Consider the following 18,095-nt stretch of genomic DNA (forward strand, 5'->3'; position numbering starts at 1 on the left):
GACGCCTCCTCAGATCTTCTCGACGTTCACCAGGAACGACTTGAACTCCGGCGTCTGCGTATTGCCGTCGCCGACGAAGGGGGTCAGGGTGTTGGTCAGGAAGGCCTTCCTGGCCACCCCCGTGTAGCCCCAGTGGATCGGTATGCCCACCTGGTGCACCGTGCGCCCGGCCACCTGCAGCGGCACCAGGCGCTTGGTCACCACCGCCACCGCCTCGATGAAGCCGCGCTTGGAGCGCACCCGCACCCGCTCCCCGGCCGCGATGCCCAACTCGCGCGCCAGCGCCTCGCCGATCTCGACGAACTTCTCCGGCTGCATGATGGCGTTGAGCCGAGCGTGGGTGGTCCAGTAGTGGAAGTGCTCGGTCAGCCGGTAGGTGGTGGCGGCGTAGGGGAACTCGTCGTTGCGGCCGAACTGGTCGCGGTCCTCGGCGAACACCCGGCCCACCGGGTTGTGCACCGCCAAGGCGTTGCCCGGGTGCAGCGGGTTGCCGTCGATGGGCGACTCGAAGGGCTCGTAGTGCTCGGGGAAGGGTCCCTCGCCCATCCACTCGCTGGCGAAGAAGTGCCCGGTGCCGCTCTCGGTGAGGATGAACGGGCCGACGTTGGCCGACGGGGGCGCATCCACCGGGTAGTCGGGGACGTCGGCGCCGACCCAGCGCTCGCCGCTCCACCACAGAAGACGCCGCGCCGGGTCCCAGGGCGTGCCGTCCGGGCGCGCCGAGGCGCGGTTGTAGAGGATGCGCCGGTTGAGCGGCCAGGCCCAGGCCCAGCCGAGGGTCTGGCCGTTGTCGTAGGGGTCGGAGTTGTCGCGCCGGGCCATCTGGTTGCCGCGCTCGGTCCAGGCCCCGGAGTAGATCCAGCAGCCGCAGGCGGTCCGGCCGTCCTCGCGCAGCTCGCCGAAGTCGTTGAGCAGCTCGCCCTTGCGCCGGATGACGTTGCCCTTGCCGTCGTCGATGTCAGCCAGGGCGCGGCCGTTGTACTCCATGGCCAGTTCGTCGGCGCCCGGATGCTCGGGATCGCTGTAGCGCCAGGTGAGGTTGAGGACGGGGTCGGGGAAGGCCCCGCCCTCCTCCCGGTACAGACGCTGCAAGCGGTGGAACAGACCGGCCAGGATGGCGTTGTCGGTGTGCGCCCGGCCGGGCGGCGGGGTCGCCCGCCAGTGCCACTGCAGCCAGCGCGAGCTGTTGGTGATGGAGCCGTCGTCCTCGGCGAAGCAGGTGCTCGGCAGGCGGAACACCTGGGTCTGGATCTGCGCCGGGTCCACGTCGTTGAACGGTCCGTAGTTCTTCCAGAATTCGCCGGTCTCGGTGGCCAGCGGGTCCATGATGACCAGGAACTTGAGCCTGGCCAGGGCGGCGCCGACCTTGGCCTTGTCGGGGAAGGCGGCGAGGATGTTGAAGCCCTGGCAAAGCATGCCGGTCATCCGCCCCTGGCTCATGTCGTTGATGGCGTAGAGCACGTCGTAGAGCGGCTGGCTCAGCTTCGGCAGCCAGTCGTAGCGCCAGTCGTTCTCCGCCGTGGCGGCGTCGCCCCACCAGGCCTTCATCAGGCTGACGAAGAAGCGGTCGTAGTACTTCCAGTAGGAGACCTGGCCGGGCAGCGTCGGCATCTTGCGGTGCTCGCGGATGTAGTCGGCGTAGTTCTGCGCGCCGGTGGCGGGCAGTACTAGATAGCCGGGCAGCAGGTTGGAGAGCAGGCCCACGTCGGTCAGCCCCTGGATGTTGGAATGGCCGCGCAGGGCGTTCACCCCGCCGCCCGGCATGCCCATGTTGCCCAGCAGCAGCTGGACCATGCAGGCCGTGCGGATCATCTGCGAGCCGATGGAGTGCTGCGTCCAGCCCAGGGCGTAGAGGATGGTCATGGTCCTGTCCGGCGCGGCGGTGGTGGCGATCAGCTCCCAGAGCCGGAGGATCTCCTGGCGCGGCATGCCGCACAGGTTCTCGACCACCTCCACGCCGTAGCGGGCGAAGTGCTCGCGCATCAGGCGGAACACGCAGCGCGGGTGCTGCAGGGTCGGATCGGTGCGGACCTGGCCCTGCTCGTCCAGGTCGAAGTTCCAGGTGCTCTTGTCGTACTGGTGGCGCGCCGGGTCGTAGCCGACGAACAGGCCATTGTCGAAGCCGAAGCCCTCCTTCACCAGGTGGCTGGCATCGGTGTAGGCCAGCACGTACTCCTGGTTGTACTTGCCGTTCTCGATCAGGTAGTGGATCAGCCCGCCGAGGAACAGGATGTCGGTGCCGGTGCGGATCCAGGCGTGGTGGTCCGCCACCGCCGTGGTGCGGTTGAAGCGCGGGTCGATGGAGATCAGGATCGCGTTGTTGCGCTCCTTGGCCTGCATCACCCAGCGGAAGCCGACCGGATGCGCCTCGGCCGAGTTGCCGCCCATGGACAGCACCACGTTGGCGTTGCGGATGTCGACCCAGTGATTGGTCATGGCGCCGCGACCGAATGAAGGGGCAAGACCTGCCACCGTCGGTGCGTGTCAGACCCTCGCCTGGTTGTCCAGCTTGAGGATGCCCAGGCTGCGGACGATCTTCTGGGTCAGGTAGGCGGTCTCGTTGGTCGCCGCCGAGGCGGCCACCATGCCCGTGGTCATCCAGCGGTTGACCAGCCGGCCCTGCTCGTCGCGGCTCTCGAAGTTGCGGTCGCGGTCGTCCTTCATCAGCCGGGCGATGCGGTCGAGGGCCTCGTCCCAACTGATGGTGCGCCACTCGCTGCTGCCCGGCTCGCGAACCTGCGGGTATTCCAGGCGCGACTCGCTGTTGATGAAGTCGAGCACCCCGGCCCCGCGGGGGCAGAGCGAGCCGCGGCTGACCGGATGGTCCGGGTCGCCCTCGACGTGGAACACGCGGTCGTGGACGTTGATGGCGCCGTCGCCGCGGCTGTAGAGCAGCATGCCGCAGCCCACCGAGCAGTAGGTGCAGACGTTGCGGCTGACCTTGGCCCCGGCGAGCTTGAAGTTGCGGATCGAGGCGAGGGCCCGGTCGGGGGCGAAGCCCATCAGGGCCATGCTGGACGCGGCGACCCCGGCCGTACTCAGCCTGAGGAACTGCCGCCGGGATACGCGCACTGTCATGGGTATCTCCTGTGCCAGGAGGGCGATACGCCAGCGCTCTGACAGCCGCCCCCGGGTGAGGCCGGGACTGGACGTCCCGGACCGCTTGCAAGGAGTATAGATGCGCCTCGCGGATGCACCGGAAACCCGGCCGTCGCGATACCGCAGCGCCCCAGGAGAGTGCATGCTGGCACCATCCCGCCCCGCGACGAGGCGGTTCTAGCTGCCGCGGTAGGTGGAATAGCTGTACGGCGAGACCAGCAGCGGGACGTGGTAATGCCCCTCCTCGGCCAGGCCGACGCGCAGCACCACCACGTCGAGGAAGGCCGGCTCGGGCAGTTCCAGCCCGCGGCCGCGGTAGTAGTCGCCGACGTGGAAGTGCAGCTCGTAGACCCCGGCGGCGAACGCCTCGCCCTGCAGCAGCGGCGCGTCGCAGCGCCCGTCCGCGTTGCTCGCGACCTGCCGGAGCAGGCGCCGCTGTTCGCCTTCCAGGCGGTACAGATCGATGCGGATGCCCGCCCCGGGGCATCCGTGGGTGGCGTCCAGAACGTGGGTGGTCAGTCTTCCCATGGGCTTGTGCGGGGCCGCTCCCTGCCGGAGCCGGCCCTGTCCTCCGTCGTCGAAATGAATGGTCGAACCGCATCGGCTCGGGGTTCCGGGTGCAGAAAGCAGACCACCGAGCCTACATTACTTGACCGATTAGGCAAGTTTTTTGCTATGAATATCCCAACCGCCGGAATTCCGCCCGAGAGGCCCGACCGTGAACCACTATCCCCGCGACCTGATCGGCTACGCCGACCGACCGCCCCACCCGCACTGGCCCGGCGAGGCGCGCATCGCCCTGTCCTTCGTGCTCAACTACGAGGAAGGCGGCGAGCGCTGCATCCTCCACGGCGACCGGGAGTCCGAGGCCTTCCTCTCCGAGATGGTCGCCGCCCAGCCGCTGCCCGGCGTGCGCCACATGAGCATGGAATCCCTCTACGAGTACGGCAGCCGCGCTGGCGTCTGGCGCCTGCTGCGGCTGTTCCGCGAGAAGCGCATTCCGCTGACCGTCTTCGCCGTGGCCATGGCCGCCCAACGCCATCCCGAGGTGATCCGCGCGATGGTCGCCGACGGCCACGAGATCTGCAGCCACGGTTACCGCTGGATCGACTACCAGTACATGGACGAGGCCGAGGAGCGCATGCACATGGCCAAGGCCATCGAGATCCTCACGGAGCTCGTCGGCGAGCGCCCGCTGGGCTGGTACACCGGCCGCACCGGCCCGAACACCCGCCGCCTGGTGCGCGAGGAAGGTGGCTTCCTCTACGACTCGGACACCTACGACGACGACCTGCCCTACTGGGACCCGGCCTCCACGCCGGAACGGCCGCACCTGGTGATCCCCTACACCCTGGACACCAACGACATGCGCTTCACCCAGGTACAGGGCTTCAACAGCGGCGACGACTTCTACACCTACCTGAAGGACGCCTTCGACGTGCTCTACGCCGAGGGCGAGGCCGGCGCGCCGAAGATGCTCTCCATCGGCATGCACTGCCGCCTGCTCGGCCGTCCGGCGCGTCTGGCCGCCCTCGCCCGCTTCCTCGACTACGCCCGGGGCTTCGAGAAGGTCTGGTTCGCCCGGCGCATCGACATCGCCCGCCACTGGCACGCCACCCACCCCTTCGCCGGAGCCGGCCGATGAGCGCCTTCGCCACCCTCAAGCCCTCTAGTCTGTCCCGCGCGGAATTCGTCCGCGCCTTCGCCGGCATCTACGAGCATTCGCCCTGGGTCGCCGAGACGCTGTTCGACCAAGGCATCGGCCCGGCCGACGACGACATCGGGCACCTGCACGCGCGCATGGCCGCCATCCTGCTGGCGGCCGACCGCGAACGGCAGCTCGCCCTGATCGACGCCCACCCGGACCTGGCCGGCAAGGCCGCCGTGCGCGGCGAGCTGACCGCCGCCTCGACCGCCGAACAGGCCGGCGCCGGCATCCAGGACTGCACGCCCGAGGAGTTCGCCCGCTTCGAGCGCCTCAACGCCGCCTACAAGGCGCGCTTCGGCTTCGTCTTCATCATGGCGGTCAAGGGCAGCGACCGCCAGCGGATCCTCGCCGCCTTCGAGGAGCGCCTGAACCACACGCCTGAGCAGGAATTCGCCCGCGCTCTGGCCGAAATCAACCGGATCGCCCTGTTCCGCCTGCAGGCGATGTAAGGACTCCCGATGAGAAAATACGCCGCGCCCTTCGAGAAATACCTCAACCTCGCCGACGCCCGCCTCGGCACCCGCGCTCTCTTCGTCACCGACGACTGGTTCGCCCCGGTCGAGCGCATGCTCCAGCCCGGCGAGCCGGAATGGAAGGAAGGAGTCTACGACGACAACGGCAAGTGGATGGACGGCTGGGAGTCGCGGCGCAAGCGCTTCGAGGGCTACGACCATGCGGTGATCCGCCTGGGCGTGCCCGGCGTGCTCAAGGGCGTGGACATCGACACCCGCTACTTCACCGGCAACTACCCGCCGTCGGCCTCGCTGGAGGCCTGCTTTCTCGCCGAAGGCGATCCCGACGAACGCACCGAATGGACCGAGGTGCTGCCGGCGGTGGAGCTGTCCGGCGACAGCCACCACTACCACGCGCTCGCCTGCGAGCGGCCCTTCACCCACCTGCGCTTCAACATCTACCCGGACGGCGGCGTGGCGCGCCTGCGCGTGCACGGCATCCCCTACCGTGACTGGAGCGCGGTGGACGCCGGCGAAGCCATCGACCTGGCCGCCGCCCTCAACGGCGGGCGCGCCCTGGCCTGCTCGGACGAGCATTTCGGCCGCATGGGCAACCTGCTCAACCCCGGCCGCGGGGTGAACATGGGCGACGGCTGGGAAACTGCGCGCCGGCGCACCCCGGGCAACGACTGGGTGATCGTCGCCCTCGGCCATCCCGGCGAGATCGAGCGCATCGTGGTCGACACCCTGCACTTCAAGGGCAACTACCCGGACAGCTGCTCGATCCAGGCGGCCTACGTCAAGGGCGGCACCGACAGCCAGATCGAGACCCAGAGCCTGTTCTGGCGCGAGCTCCTGCCCAGCCAGAAGCTCTCGATGCACCGGGAACACGAGTTCGTCGAACCGATCAACCGGCTCGGCCCCGTCACCCACGTGCGCCTGAACGTCTTTCCCGACGGCGGCGTCAGCCGCCTGCGGCTGTTCGGCAAGGTGGCCAGGTAGACCGGAGCGGAGCACCAGAACATGCGCACCCTGACCATCGAACCCCTGAGCAAGGAAGCCTTCGCCCCCTTCGGCGAGGTGATCGAGACCGAAGGCAGCGACTTCTTCCCGATCAACAACGGCACGACCCGCCGCTATCACCGGCTGGCGACGGTCGAGACGGCGACGCCGGAGGACCGGGCGATCATCAGCATCTTCCGCGCCCGAACGCTGCCCCGTCCCCTGCCCATCGCCATGCTGGAGCGCCACCCGCTGGGCAGCCAGGCGTTCGTGCCACTGCGCGGCCAACCCTTCCTGATCGTGGTCGCGCCGCCCGGCGCGGCGCCCGCGCCAGAGCAGGTGCGCGCCTTCCTCGGCGACGGCCGGCAGGGGGTCAACTACCACCGCGGCGTCTGGCACCACCCGCTGCTGGTCATCGCCGACGAGGACGACTTCCTGGTGATCGACCGCGCAGGCCCCGGCGACAACTGCGACGAGCATTTCTTCGCGGAAGGCGACCGGCCGCTGCTCTCCTACCCCTAATCGCAACAGGCCCGTCGCGCCGCGGCGGGTCGAGGTACACCGCGTGGAAGCACACCTGACCGAATGGCTGAACCTGACCGTTCGCTGGATACACATGATCGTCGGCATCGCCTGGATCGGCGCGTCGTTCTACTTCGTCTGGCTGGAGAACAACCTCGACCGCACCAACCCGCGCGAGGGGCTGTCGGGCGATCTCTGGGCGATCCACGGCGGCGGCATCTACCACCTGGAGAAGTACAAGCTGGCACCACCGCGGATGCCGGAGAAGCTGCACTGGTTCAAATGGGAGGCCTACGCCACCTGGCTGTCCGGGATCAGCCTGCTCGGCGTGGTCTACTACCTGAACCCCGGCCTCTACCTGCTCGCCCCCGGCAGCGCCCTGGCGCCGGCCGCAGGCGTGGCCATCGGCCTGGGCTCACTGCTGCTCGGCTGGCTGGTCTACGACGCGCTCTGCGATTCGTCCCTGGGCAAGCGCCCGGCCCTGCTCGGCGCCGTGCTCTTCGCCCTGATCGTGTTGGCCGCCTGGGGCTACTCCCGGGTGTTCGGCGGCCGCGCCGCCTACCTCCACACCGGCGCGCTGATCGGCACCATCATGGTCGGCAACGTGTTCCGGATCATCATGCCGGCCCAGCGCGATCTGGTGAAAGCCATCGAGGAAGGCCGCCAGCCCGACCCGCGCCTGCCGGCCAAGGGCCTGCTGCGCTCGCGGCACAACAACTACTTCACCCTGCCGGTGCTGTTCGTCATGATCAGCAACCACTTCCCGAGCACCTACGGCAGCCGCTACAACTGGCTGATCCTGGCCGCCATCGCCCTGCTCTCGGTGCTGGTGCGGCACTACTTCAACACTCGCCACCGGAGCCAGAAATTCGCCTGGGCCCTGCCGACCGCCGCCCTGGGCCTGCTCTGCCTGGCCTTCGTCAGCGCGCCGCGGCCGCCGGCGACGCCCGCGCCGCTGGCGGTCGGCCCGGCCGGAAGCGGTCAGTTCGCCCGGGTCGAGGCGGTGATCCGCGAGCGCTGCGCCGTCTGCCATTCGGCCAGCCCCACCAGCGAGCTGGTCGGCGCCGCGCCGGCCGGGGTGATGTTCGACACGCCCGAGCAGATCCGCCAGCAGGCCGCCAGGATCCGCGCCCAGGCGGTGGCCAGCCAGGTGATGCCGCTCGGCAACGTCACCGGGATGACCGCGCAGGAGCGCGAGCTGATCGGGGCCTGGATCGACCGGGGCGCGCGGATCGACTGAACGCCTCAGGCGCAGCGGGGAGCGCCGGCGGAGAACTTCAGGCTCGGGTCGACCACGGCATCGAAGTCCTTGAGCGCCTCGGAGCCGATCAGGAAGGGATAGTCGAAGGAGGTCCGGTCGGTCAGGTTGACCTCGATGTTCTGCCGGATGCGGCCCATGCAGACCTGCATGTGGATCACCGGGCGCGGGGTGTAGGCCTCGCTCTCGCCCTCCGCCATGTCGCCGGCGCGGCGCTTGATCTGGCTGATGCGCACCAGCGGGCGGACCAGCACCTGGTCGTGCTTGTCGGCGTCGCCGTCGACGGCGAGCTGGAAGCGCACCCAGGAGCTGCCGCCGCGCTGGAAGATGCGGATGTTCTGCGCGCTGAGCGACGCGGTTTCCGCGCCGGTGTCCAGCTTGGCGGGCAGCACCAGGTCGAGGTCGGTGAGCAGGGCCTTCTCGTTCAGGCCGAAGACGTTCTTCTGTTCGGCCATGCCCTCCGCGGACAGGACCATCGCGCTGGCGAACAGCGCGGAAAGCACCACTTTCATGAGTCGCTGAATCTCTACTTCTAAAAGCCACAACGGTCGCCGACCGGCCTCTCTGCCGATCGGTAATGCCTTGAACCTTAACAGATTTCCCCCTCCCGTTCGCGAACCTGGCGCACGCACTGGACGCGGCCGGCGCCCCGACCGGAAGAGCCCTCAGAGCTTGCCGAGGATATTGACCAGCGCCTCGGGCTGCGGGGCGCCCTGCTGCTGTTGCAGGCGGCCTCTTTCGTCCTGGTAGAAGATGGCCGGGGTGGCCACGGCCCCCAGCTCCTCCATCAGCGTCTGATTGGTATCCAGCTTGACCTGGATGTCGCCGGGGATGGTCGCCAGCGGCTTGAGCGGGCTGGCCTGCGGATTGCTCTCGTGCTCGAGCAGGGCCTTGGCCGGGTTCTTCGTCTTCAGCAACGCCGCCGCCTTGAAGGGGCTGTCGGCGCGCAGGATGCCGACCATGATGTGGCGCAGCTGCACCTTGCCGCTGTCCACCCAGGGCCGGGCCTGGCGCCAGAAGGTGCTGCAGTAGGGGCAGTTGGGGTCGGTGAAGACGTAGACGATGCGCGGCGCGTCGTCGCGGCCGTCGGCGATCCAGGCGCTGCGCTCCATCCGCTTCCACATGGCCTGGGCCAAAGGCGCGAAGACCAGCCGCTCCAGCGGCTCGCGGCTGAGGTCGTTGCCCTTGGCGTCGAACAGATGGCCGGACAGCACGTGCTCGCCATCCGGGGTGAGGTACAGGGCCATGCCCTGGTTCTGGTACTCGGCGGCGTAGCCCCGCAGGCCGCCGGGGGCGTCGAAGCTGCCGACGATGCGCGCGCCCTTCTGCTCGATCGTGCGGATCGCCGGGGGCAGATTGGCCGCGGACAAATCGTCGGCCGGCGCCACCGGCGCCTGCAGCAGACCCAGCGCGAGAACGGCCATGGAAGACAGGGGGCGGGACAAGTTCATCGTTCGGTACTCCTGACTGGATGAACGGGGGCGTCGGCAGGGCCGAACGCCTCGAGGTGGCGGGCGAGACTGCCGCGCGAGAGTTCGCCGAGGCGGCTGCCCAGCAGGCGGCCTTCGGCGTCGTAGAAAAGGGTCGTCGGCAGGGCCCCGGCGCCGACCGCCCGGGCCACACGGCCATTACCATCATAGAGGACGTTCCGCAGCCCCGGCGCCTGGCTGGCCAGGAAGCCCTCCACGGCTGACGGCTGCTCCGCCTGGTTGACGAAAAGGAAGGTCAGGTCCCCGCGCTCGCCCTGGGCCTGCCGCAGTACCGACATCTCCCGCCGGCACGGCGGACACCAGCTGGCCCAGAGATTGACGACCAGCGGGCGGCCGCGGTAGTCGGCCAGCCGGACCGGCCGGCCGGCGGCATCCTGCAGGACGAGGTCCGGCAGCGACGCGCTCCGCTCGTAAAGCTGCAGCGCCAGACTGCCCAGCCCCCAGCACAGCAGGCCGCAGCCCAGGGCGACACCCAGCGACCGGCGCAGCGCCGGGTTGCGCCAGGCGCGCAACGAGGCCGCCAGCAGCACGGCCAGCACGCCCGGCCAGGCGAGAAAGCCGCCGTCGCGCGGGTCGATGATCTGCCAGGGATCGAGCCGATAGTCCGGCCAGTAGCGCACGACGAATCCGCCCCGGGCGGCCAGCAGGCCGAGCAGCAGCAGGTTGAACAGCACGGACTGCGGATCGCTCCCGCCGCGCCTGGCCGTCCACCAACCGACCAGGCTGGCGAGCAACAAGGAGGCCAGCAGCAACAGCGGGGCGAGTCCCAGCGCCAGGGGGCCGGCGGACAGGCTCAGCATCGGCCGCCGCTCGGCGAAGTCTGTCCGTCCCGCGCCCCGGCGATCCGCCGCGCAAACCGCATCGATACCTGCAAGGTGAGCCCTCGTCCGTGTACTGGCCGCACAGCTTACCCCAGCCGCGATTGCCCGGGCTTGACCGCATGGGGCAAACCGCGCGAAGGCGCGGGCGCCGCCCCCGGCCTTGACCTTGCCCTCATCGGAAGGCTTATGGTTGATGCCAGTCGTTCCCGTCCGATTCCGGAGTTCCCATGGACAGTCCAGCCTCCCCCGCCACCCACCTCAGCCTGGCCATCGACGGCATGAGCTGCGCCTCCTGCGTCGGTCGCGTCGAACGCGCCCTGAAGAAGGTGCCGGGCATCGCCGCGGCGACCGTCAACCTGGCCACCGAGCGCGCCGACATCGACTTCGCCGGCGCCCCCGATCTGGCGGCCGCCGTCGAGGCGGTGCAGCGGGCCGGCTACCAGGTGCCGGAGCGGAGCCTCGAACTGAGCATCGCCGGCATGAGCTGCGCCTCCTGCGTCGGCCGCGTCGAGCGCGCCCTGAAGAAGGTGCCGGGGGTACTCGAGGCCAGCGTCAACCTGGCCACCGAGCGCGCCCGGGTCCGGGCGGTGCAGGGCGTCGACGGCGGCGCGCTGATCCAGGCCGTGGCCCGGGCGGGCTACGAGGCGAAGCTCGACACCGGCGAACGCGGCGCCCCGGATGAAGAAGCGGCGCGCCGGGCCTCCGAGCTGTCCGGGCTGCAGCGCTCCCTCGGCCTCGCCCTGCTGTTCACCCTGCCGGTGTTCCTGCTGGAGATGGGCGCGCACCTGATTCCCGGCATGCACCAGTGGTTGATGCACAGCCTGGGCACGCAGAACAACTGGTACCTGCAGTTCGTCCTCACCAGCGTCGTGCTGTTCGGCCCGGGCCTGCGCTTCTTCCGCAAGGGCATCCCCGGGCTGCTGCGCGGCGCGCCGGACATGAACGCCCTGGTGGCGGTGGGCGCCAGCGCCGCCTACCTCTACTCCCTGGTGGCGACCTTCGCTCCCGGCCTGCTGCCGGCCGGTACGGTGAACGTCTACTACGAGGCGGCGGCGGTGATCGTCAGCCTGATCCTGCTCGGCCGCCTGCTGGAGGCGCGGGCCAAGGGCCGCACCTCGGAGGCGATCAAGCGGCTGATCGGCCTGCAGGCGAAGACCGCCCGGGTCCTGCGCGAGGGCAAGGCCGAAGAGGTCGCCATCGCCGAGGTGCGCGCCGGCGACTTGCTCGAGGTGCGCCCCGGCGAGCGCCTGCCGGTGGACGGCGAGGTGGTCGAGGGCAGCAGCTTCGTCGACGAGTCCATGATCACCGGCGAACCGGTGCCGGTGGAGAAACAACCCGGCGCTGAGCTCGTCGGCGGCACCATCAACCAGCTCGGCGCCCTCACCTTCCGCGCCACGCGGATCGGCGGCGACACCGTGCTGGCGCAGATCATCCGCCTGGTCGAGCAGGCCCAGGGCTCGAAGCTGCCGATCCAGGCACTGGTCGACAGGGTGACCCTGTGGTTCGTGCCGGCGGTGATGCTGGCCGCGCTGCTGACCTTCGCCGCCTGGATGGTCTTCGGCCCCGCCCCGGCCCTCAGCCTGGCCCTGGTCAACGCGGTGGCCGTGCTGATCATCGCCTGCCCCTGCGCCATGGGCCTGGCCACGCCCACCTCGATCATGGTCGGCACCGGCCGCGCCGCCGAACTGGGCGTGCTGTTCCGCAAGGGCGAGGCGCTGCAGCTGCTGAAGGACGCCCGGGTGGTCGCCGTGGACAAGACCGGCACCCTGACCCGCGGCAAGCCGGAGCTGACCGACCTGATCGTCGCCGAAGGCTTCCGGCGCGGGGAGGTGCTGGCCCGCATCGCCGCCGTGGAGGACAAGTCGGAACACCCCATCGCCCGCGCCATCGTCGCCGCGGCCGAGGCGGAGAACCTCGACCTCGGCACCCTGGAACGGTTCGAGGCGGTGACCGGCTACGGCGTGCGCGCCACGGTGGACGGCGTGCGGGTCGAGATCGGCGCCGACCGCTTCATGGCCAGGCTCGGCCTCGACGTCGGCCTGTTCGCCGGGGACGCCAAGCGCCTCGCCGAGGAAGGCAAGACGCCGCTCTACGCCGCGCTGGACGGCCGCCTCGCGGCGATCGTCGCGGTGGCCGATCCGCTCAAGGAAACCACCCCGGCGGCGATCCGCGCCCTGCACGAGCTCGGCCTCAAGGTGGCGATGATCACCGGCGACAACCGCCGCACCGGCGAGGCCATCGCCCGTCAGCTGGGCATCGACGAGGTGGTCGCCGAGGTGCTGCCGGAGGGCAAGGTCGAGGCGGTCGAGCGCCTGAAGGCCGCCCACGGCCGCCTGGCCTACGTCGGCGACGGCATCAACGACGCGCCGGCGCTGGCCGCGGCGGACGTCGGGGTGGCCATCGGCAGCGGCACCGACGTGGCCATCGAGGCGGCCGACGTGGTGCTGATGTCCGGCGACCTGGGCGGCGTACCCAAGGCCATCGCCCTGTCCAAGGCGACCATCGGCAACATCCGGCAGAACCTGTTCTGGGCCTTCGCCTACAACACCGCGCTGATCCCGGTGGCCGCCGGCGCGCTCTACCCGCTCAACGGCACCCTGCTGTCGCCGATCTTCGCCGCCGGCGCCATGGCCCTGTCCAGCGTCTTCGTGCTGGGCAACGCCCTGCGCCTGAAGCGCTTCCGGGCGGCCTAGAGGCGGCTCCCCGCCCCGTCGCCCGGATACGCCTCGGGCTCGAGCCCGAGGAAGCGCCGCAGCGGCGGGATGCGCGACAGCAGCCCGCGCTCCAGGAGCAGGAGCAGCAGCATGGACAGCCCGAGCAAGGGCATGTACAGCCCGAGCAGCGCCAGGATGAGCAGCACGAGTGCCGGGTAGCGCGCCTCGGCCTTCGCCGGCGGCGCGCCCAGCACGCCCTGCGGACGACGGCGCCACCAGAGCACCAGGCCGCTGACGGACAGGATCACCAGGCCCAGGGTGACGAATACGCCCAGCAGCTGATTCGCCAGACCGAAGAGCTGCCCTTCGTGGGCCGCCACGCCATAGCCGATGACGCGGTCGAGCAGCGGCCGCTGCGCGAAGTCGACCCGCTTGAGGACGCTGCCGTCGGCCGGGTCGAGCACCAGGTTGACCCGCAGCGGGCGGTTGGCCGCGTCGGAACGGGCGGTCCAGTTCGCGGCCTTGGCCGAGGGCGGCGCCAGCAGGACCGGTGCGGGTAACGCCAGAGCCTGCACCGCCGGGGCCAGGCGATCCAGCGGCCGGTAGTCCAACCGGGCAGCCGGCACCGGCATGTCATGCCGCATCCCCGGCATGCCGGCGTGTTCGTCGTGTATCGCCCCGTTGGCCGCCCGCCGCTCGGCCAGTTCGGAAGCCCGCCCGGTGGTCCAGTCCTGCTGCACCGGCTGGTCGGCCGCCCACTGGCGCAGGTCCCTCAGCGCGCCGCCCCAGAAAGTCGCCCAGGGCAGGCCGGTGAGGATCAGCAGCAGGGCGAAGAGCGAGACCCAGAAACCGACCACCGCATGCAGATCCCGCCAGAACAGCCGGCCGTCTCGGCCCAGCCGGGGATAGACGACGCCGGCCAGACGGTTGCCGCGCGGCCACCACAGGTAGAGGCCGGTGAGCAGCATCACCACCGTCCAGCAGGCCGCCAGCTCGACCAGCGCCGAGCCGGTCTCGCCGAGCAGCAGCTCGCCGTGCAGGTGGAACAACTGGCGGCTGAAGCGCTGGTCCTCGGCCACGCTGTGCAGTACCTCGGCGGTCACCGGATCGACGTAGACCCGGTACAGCTCGTTGCCCTTGCCGACCAGCACCTGAGCGGCATGGGTCGGTCCCTCCGGCAGCTGGTAGGCGTTGAGCACCGTGCCCGGCACTGCCGCCAAGGCCGCCCGGACCTGCTCGCTGACCGGCCGTCTCGGCGCGTCGGCGCCGACATGGTTGTAGGGGGCGTCGAGCCAGGCGTCGATCTGCGGCCGGAACAGATAGACCGAGCCGGTCAGCGACAAGGCCAGGACGAAGGGAATGCAGAACAGGCCCGCATAGAAATGCCAGCGCCAGATCAGCCGGTACAGGACGGCGCGGCGGGCTGCTCCCGATGCATGGGCGCTCGGCGACGGGGCATGGGATTCGTCGGGCCGGCGGGTGGCGGTCGTCGGTTTCATCGGGGAGCCCTCAGTAGTCATAGTTCAGGCCAACGAACGCGGTGCGTTGCGAGTAGGGATGCGGGCTGACGAAGTACTTCTGGTTGCCCAGGTTGTCCACCCCGGCCGAAGCGGTGAAATGCTGGCCGATCCGGTAGCTGGCCTTGGCGTCGAAGACGCTGTAGTGGCTGATGCCGCCATAGGTGTCGTGGTTGCGGTCGGTGTTCAGCAACGTACTGTAGGCGCCGCTGGAATAGCGGTAGCCCAGGGAGTAGGTCAGGCGTTCGTTCTGGTGGTAGGTGACCGTCACGCGGCTACGCCAGCGCGGAATCCGCGGGAAATTCCGGCCCTCGGCGGCGGGCACCTGGCTGTCCTTCTGCACCGTCGAGTCGGCGTAGGTGATGCTGCCGGACAGATCGAGCCCCTCGATGATCACGTCGTGCGCGTCCAGCGCGGTTTCGATGCCGCGGATCCGGGCGCGACCGATGTTCTCGATCTGCGTGAGATTGGGGCTGACCGTGGTGTCGGTCTGCGAGAACAGGGCGTCGCGGCGATTCTCCTGGAACAGCGACAGGCGCAGCAGGTACTGGCGCCAGCTGTACTGGGTGGTCCAGTCGTAGGAAAGCACGTCCTCCGGCTTGAGGTTGGGATTGTTCTGCACCAGCTGGTTGCCGCTGGTGACCTGCTGGTACAGCTCGGTGACGGTCGGATAGCGCACGGCGCGGCCGAAGGAGAAACGCGTCTGCAGGGCGTCGGTGACGTCGAAGGTCAGCGCCGCCTTGGGCGAGAAGTCGATGCGATGCTGGTTCGGGTACTTCGCCAGCGAGGGCGTGGTCTTGTTGTTGTAGTTGAAGCCGTCGAACGCCTGCCAGTGCTCCAGACGCCCGCCCAGGGTCAGGGTCCACTTCTCCGCCAGCGACCAGACGTCCTGCAGGTACAGGGCCTGGGTCCGGGTTTCGCCGCCGGACTGGGCGCTCTTCTGGCCGCTGGAGCCGGATCGCCAGTCGTCCTCCTGGTAGGTGCTCTGCTTCAGCAGGTAGTCGTCGATGTGGTAGCCGAAGGTGATCTCGTGATCCTGGTCGAACAGCGGCTCCGGCCGCCAGATGCCGCGCAGCTCGCCGGTCTGCCAGCCGGTGCCGTCCTGTACCTGTCTGCTCCCCGCCTGGCTCTGGCCGTAGTTGGAGGCCGAGCGCGACACCTCGTTGATGAAGCGGTAGTTGCTGTAGGCCACGTGCCAGTCGAACGGGCCGTGGGTATGGCTATCCAGCGACAGGGCGTTGAGGATGTGCAGCTCGTCGGTCTCGCCCGGGTTGAGGCCGGAAACCGTGTAGGCGTGGCCGCCTATGTTCACCGAGCCGTTGTAGAAGGTCTGGCCGGTCGCGCTGTTCTTCAGGTAGCTGTCGACGTCGGTACGGGACTGGTCCGACCACAGGCCGAGGGTGTAGGTCGCGGTGATGTCCGGGTTGATGTCCCAGCCCAGCTTGATCTTGCCCTGGTCCTGGATGCTGTGGTCGATGGCGTAGGCGCCGAACACCAGGCGCTGCCTGCCGTTCTGGTCGGTGTCCTGGTAGGCGCCGCTGACGGCCGTGGCGCTGGCCCCGGCGGCCTTGCTCGACAGCGCGGCGGTGGAAAAGCTCATCGGGTGTCCCTGGGCGTCCAGGTGGTTGAAGGAGGTCCAGATCGAAAAGGGCCCGCGCCGGTCGCCGCCGGCCAGGCTGATGTTGCCGCTGCCGTAGTGCTCGCCCGTGCCGTAGAGATGGGAGTCCTCCAGCGAGCCGGTGATCGAGGCGTGGAACTCGGGCTTGGTCGGCGTGCGGGTTTCCAGGGTCACCACGCCGCCCATGGAGTTGCCCGGATACAGGGCGCTGAACGGGCCGTACATCACATCGACCCGGGAGATCTCGCTGGGCGACACCAGCCCCCAGCGGGGCGGAAAGCTGTAGCTGTTGCCGAGCAGATTGGACAGCAGCAGGTCGTCGGCATAGAGCAGCGACTGGGCGCTGGAGACGGTGCCGGTGGTGCGGGTGGCGATGATGCCGTTGCGGTCGCCGACATAGCGTTCGCGCACCTCGATGCTGGGAAAGTACTTCAGCGCCGCGGCCGGGGTCATCAGGTTCACGGTGTCGCGGATCTGCTGGGCCGTACGGCTTTCCACCACCGCCGGAGCGCTGGCGATCGCCGGCGGCAGCGGATGGCCTTCTGAGGACTGGCCTTCCGCGGTGATGACATCGCCCGACAGGGTGACCGGTTCCTGCTCGGACTCCGCCAGCGGCGCCTGGTCGGCGGCTTCGCTCGTCGGGCGGGCGGCCTCGGCGCGCACCGGTACGGCGACGGGCAGCAGCATCAGGCCGGTGGCCAGGGCGCAGAGCATCGCCGAGCCGAGCAGCGGCGGCATCGGCGGCCTGCCATGGAGGTTGGCTGTTCGCAGGGGAAGCAAGGGATTCCCCCACGGGATCAAGGGTTCGGGCATGTTGGCGAATCCAGAAATGGCGTACGACAAGGCTCGCCAGACGGCGTGGGTGCTAGAGCATCCCTGGCGACTGGCGTCGATGGACTACAGGTGTCAGCGCTTGCTGGATCAGGCCGTGGGCGGCCCTCTGGAACAGACGTCCAGTGGCCTCAGTTCGGGAGCGGGAGGGGCTCGGCAGGATGGTCGTTCGGGGCGCGGCGGGGGCAGCGGGGGTAGCCCCGCCACGACCCAGGGCAGCGCCGGGTTGTCGTACAGCAGCGTGCAGTAGCCGCAGGCGGCGAACTCGTACGAGCCGGCGTGGCTGGCATGGTCGCCATGGGTCGAGTGCTCCATCCGCCGCAGGCCGTGGACGGCATGCGCCTCCTCCTGCGAGAAGGCCTCCAGCGTGCGGGAAAAGGTCGGCGCGAACAGCAACAACCCCAGGGCGGCCAGGGCCAGCCAAGTGGCGAATGCCAGCCTGGCCTGGCGGCGCGACCGGGGCCTGCCCGCTCGACGTCGGTTCAACGGGGGAACGCCCCGGATGCGGAGCCCATGCCGGACGGACGGGGACCGCCGGTGGCCGGCGACATTGCCGGGAAGGCGGTCGGGGTCCTGCGCGTCGTCTCTCCAGGCACCATGGGAAATTCTCCTGAGCTACCGGTCGCCTCGGCCCGGGGCGGTTTTCTGCTGCGCTCGCCGGCGCTGGGCGGTTGTTTCGCCCGTGCCGGGGATGGCGTCCGTACTTCCTAGATTAGAGCCTTCATGGCGCCAGCACTTGCCAAGGCGTCGAAAGAAGCGGCTCCTGGCGGTGCAGTCCAGTCACTGCATGAATGATATTTTTTACTATATGAAACGAATATTCATTCATGCATGTTTTCGATCAAGTTTTGCAGCCAGGACCAAACAGCCACGATGCGGCTCATAGCGGGCATCGCCCCATCGGGGAGCACTCACTTTTCCCCGCGCCATGTTTTGGCTCAGGCTTGCGCAAAGCGGAGAGTCGCCGTGCTGGCCGCTTTTCCAGCATCCCTGTTTTTCTCACCGAGAATCAGTACGTTATGGACGGCCGATGAAACCGGCAGGAGAAAAAGCTAAGCAAGTGGTCAACTTTTTGCAGAGGCAGGGGCAACCGCCCAGCCAGGCACCGAGCCTGCTGCCGCCC

At 69.3% G+C, this 18,095-nt stretch carries 14 protein-coding genes; 6 read left to right on the top strand and 8 right to left on the bottom strand.

Annotated elements, in window-relative coordinates; genetic code table 11:
* Positions 1-9 precede the first annotated feature (9 nt).
* Together fdnG and uraH are read right to left on the bottom strand one after the other, a co-directional pair.
* A complete protein-coding gene (gene fdnG, locus ACFOJE_RS02885) occupies positions 10-3,072 on the bottom strand; it encodes a formate dehydrogenase-N subunit alpha (RefSeq protein WP_377812799.1) in 3,063 nt (1,020 codons plus the stop codon).
* 204 nt (positions 3,073-3,276) lie between these two features.
* Positions 3,277-3,627, bottom strand: coding sequence for a hydroxyisourate hydrolase (gene uraH, locus ACFOJE_RS02890; protein ID WP_377812744.1), 351 nt, complete (start codon positions 3,625-3,627; stop codon positions 3,277-3,279).
* 190 nt (positions 3,628-3,817) lie between these two features.
* On the opposite strand from uraH, the gene puuE reads away from it, so the two are divergent.
* From puuE to ACFOJE_RS02915, 5 genes are read left to right on the top strand one after another with little or no spacing between them, the layout of a single operon-like run.
* Positions 3,818-4,744, top strand: a complete 927-nt coding sequence (gene puuE / locus ACFOJE_RS02895; protein ID WP_377812745.1) for an allantoinase PuuE — start codon at positions 3,818-3,820, stop codon at positions 4,742-4,744.
* Positions 4,741-5,256 carry a 2-oxo-4-hydroxy-4-carboxy-5-ureidoimidazoline decarboxylase gene (uraD, locus tag ACFOJE_RS02900; RefSeq protein ID WP_377812746.1) on the top strand — a complete coding sequence of 172 codons (516 nt, stop codon included), beginning with the start codon at positions 4,741-4,743 and terminating at the stop codon, positions 5,254-5,256. Before puuE ends, uraD begins: the two co-directional genes overlap by 4 nt.
* A 9-nt stretch (positions 5,257-5,265) precedes the next feature.
* Positions 5,266-6,261, top strand: coding sequence for an allantoicase (alc, locus tag ACFOJE_RS02905; protein ID WP_377812747.1), 996 nt, complete (start codon positions 5,266-5,268; stop codon positions 6,259-6,261).
* A 21-nt stretch (positions 6,262-6,282) separates the two neighbouring features.
* Complete coding sequence (locus tag ACFOJE_RS02910; protein WP_377812748.1) at positions 6,283-6,783, top strand: ureidoglycolate lyase; 501 nt, start codon at positions 6,283-6,285, stop codon at positions 6,781-6,783.
* A gap of 43 nt (positions 6,784-6,826) precedes the next feature.
* Positions 6,827-8,023 (top strand): urate hydroxylase PuuD, encoded by a 1,197-nt coding sequence (locus tag ACFOJE_RS02915; RefSeq protein WP_377812749.1) that lies wholly within the window; start codon positions 6,827-6,829, stop codon positions 8,021-8,023.
* Between the two features lie 5 nt (positions 8,024-8,028).
* Here the strand turns inward: ACFOJE_RS02915 and ACFOJE_RS02920 are convergent, their stop codons facing one another.
* The 3 genes from ACFOJE_RS02920 to ACFOJE_RS02930 form a co-directional block, all read right to left on the bottom strand.
* On the bottom strand, positions 8,029-8,553 hold the full coding sequence (locus tag ACFOJE_RS02920) for an ATP-dependent zinc protease family protein (protein WP_377812750.1): 525 nt from the start codon (positions 8,551-8,553) through the stop codon (positions 8,029-8,031).
* 153 nt (positions 8,554-8,706) lie between these two features.
* Positions 8,707-9,492, bottom strand: a complete 786-nt coding sequence (dsbG, locus tag ACFOJE_RS02925) for a thiol:disulfide interchange protein DsbG (RefSeq protein ID WP_377812751.1) — start codon at positions 9,490-9,492, stop codon at positions 8,707-8,709.
* Positions 9,489-10,331 carry a TlpA family protein disulfide reductase gene (locus ACFOJE_RS02930; protein ID WP_377812752.1) on the bottom strand — a complete coding sequence of 281 codons (843 nt, stop codon included), beginning with the start codon at positions 10,329-10,331 and terminating at the stop codon, positions 9,489-9,491. Before ACFOJE_RS02930 ends, dsbG begins: the two co-directional genes overlap by 4 nt.
* A 248-nt stretch (positions 10,332-10,579) precedes the next feature.
* On the opposite strand from ACFOJE_RS02930, the gene ACFOJE_RS02935 reads away from it, so the two are divergent.
* A complete protein-coding gene (locus tag ACFOJE_RS02935; protein ID WP_377812753.1) occupies positions 10,580-13,045 on the top strand; it encodes a heavy metal translocating P-type ATPase in 2,466 nt (821 codons plus the stop codon).
* On the opposite strand, the gene ACFOJE_RS02940 is transcribed toward ACFOJE_RS02935, so the two are convergent.
* From ACFOJE_RS02940 to ACFOJE_RS02950, 3 genes are all read right to left on the bottom strand, one after another.
* Positions 13,042-14,505 (bottom strand): PepSY-associated TM helix domain-containing protein, encoded by a 1,464-nt coding sequence (locus ACFOJE_RS02940; RefSeq protein ID WP_377812754.1) that lies wholly within the window; start codon positions 14,503-14,505, stop codon positions 13,042-13,044. The two genes, ACFOJE_RS02935 and ACFOJE_RS02940, sit on opposite strands and share 4 nt — an antisense overlap.
* Before the next feature lie 10 nt (positions 14,506-14,515).
* The gene (locus tag ACFOJE_RS02945) at positions 14,516-16,954 is read right to left on the bottom strand and encodes a TonB-dependent receptor (protein ID WP_377812755.1); all 2,439 of its coding nucleotides are present in this window, start codon (positions 16,952-16,954) and stop codon (positions 14,516-14,518) included.
* A gap of 108 nt (positions 16,955-17,062) precedes the next feature.
* A complete protein-coding gene (locus tag ACFOJE_RS02950; RefSeq protein WP_377812756.1) occupies positions 17,063-17,458 on the bottom strand; it encodes a DUF2946 family protein in 396 nt (131 codons plus the stop codon).
* Positions 17,459-18,095 lie beyond the last annotated feature (637 nt).

It is taken from the genome of Azotobacter bryophylli, from assembly GCF_042643485.1.
GTDB lineage: Bacteria > Pseudomonadota > Gammaproteobacteria > Pseudomonadales > Pseudomonadaceae > Azotobacter > Azotobacter bryophylli.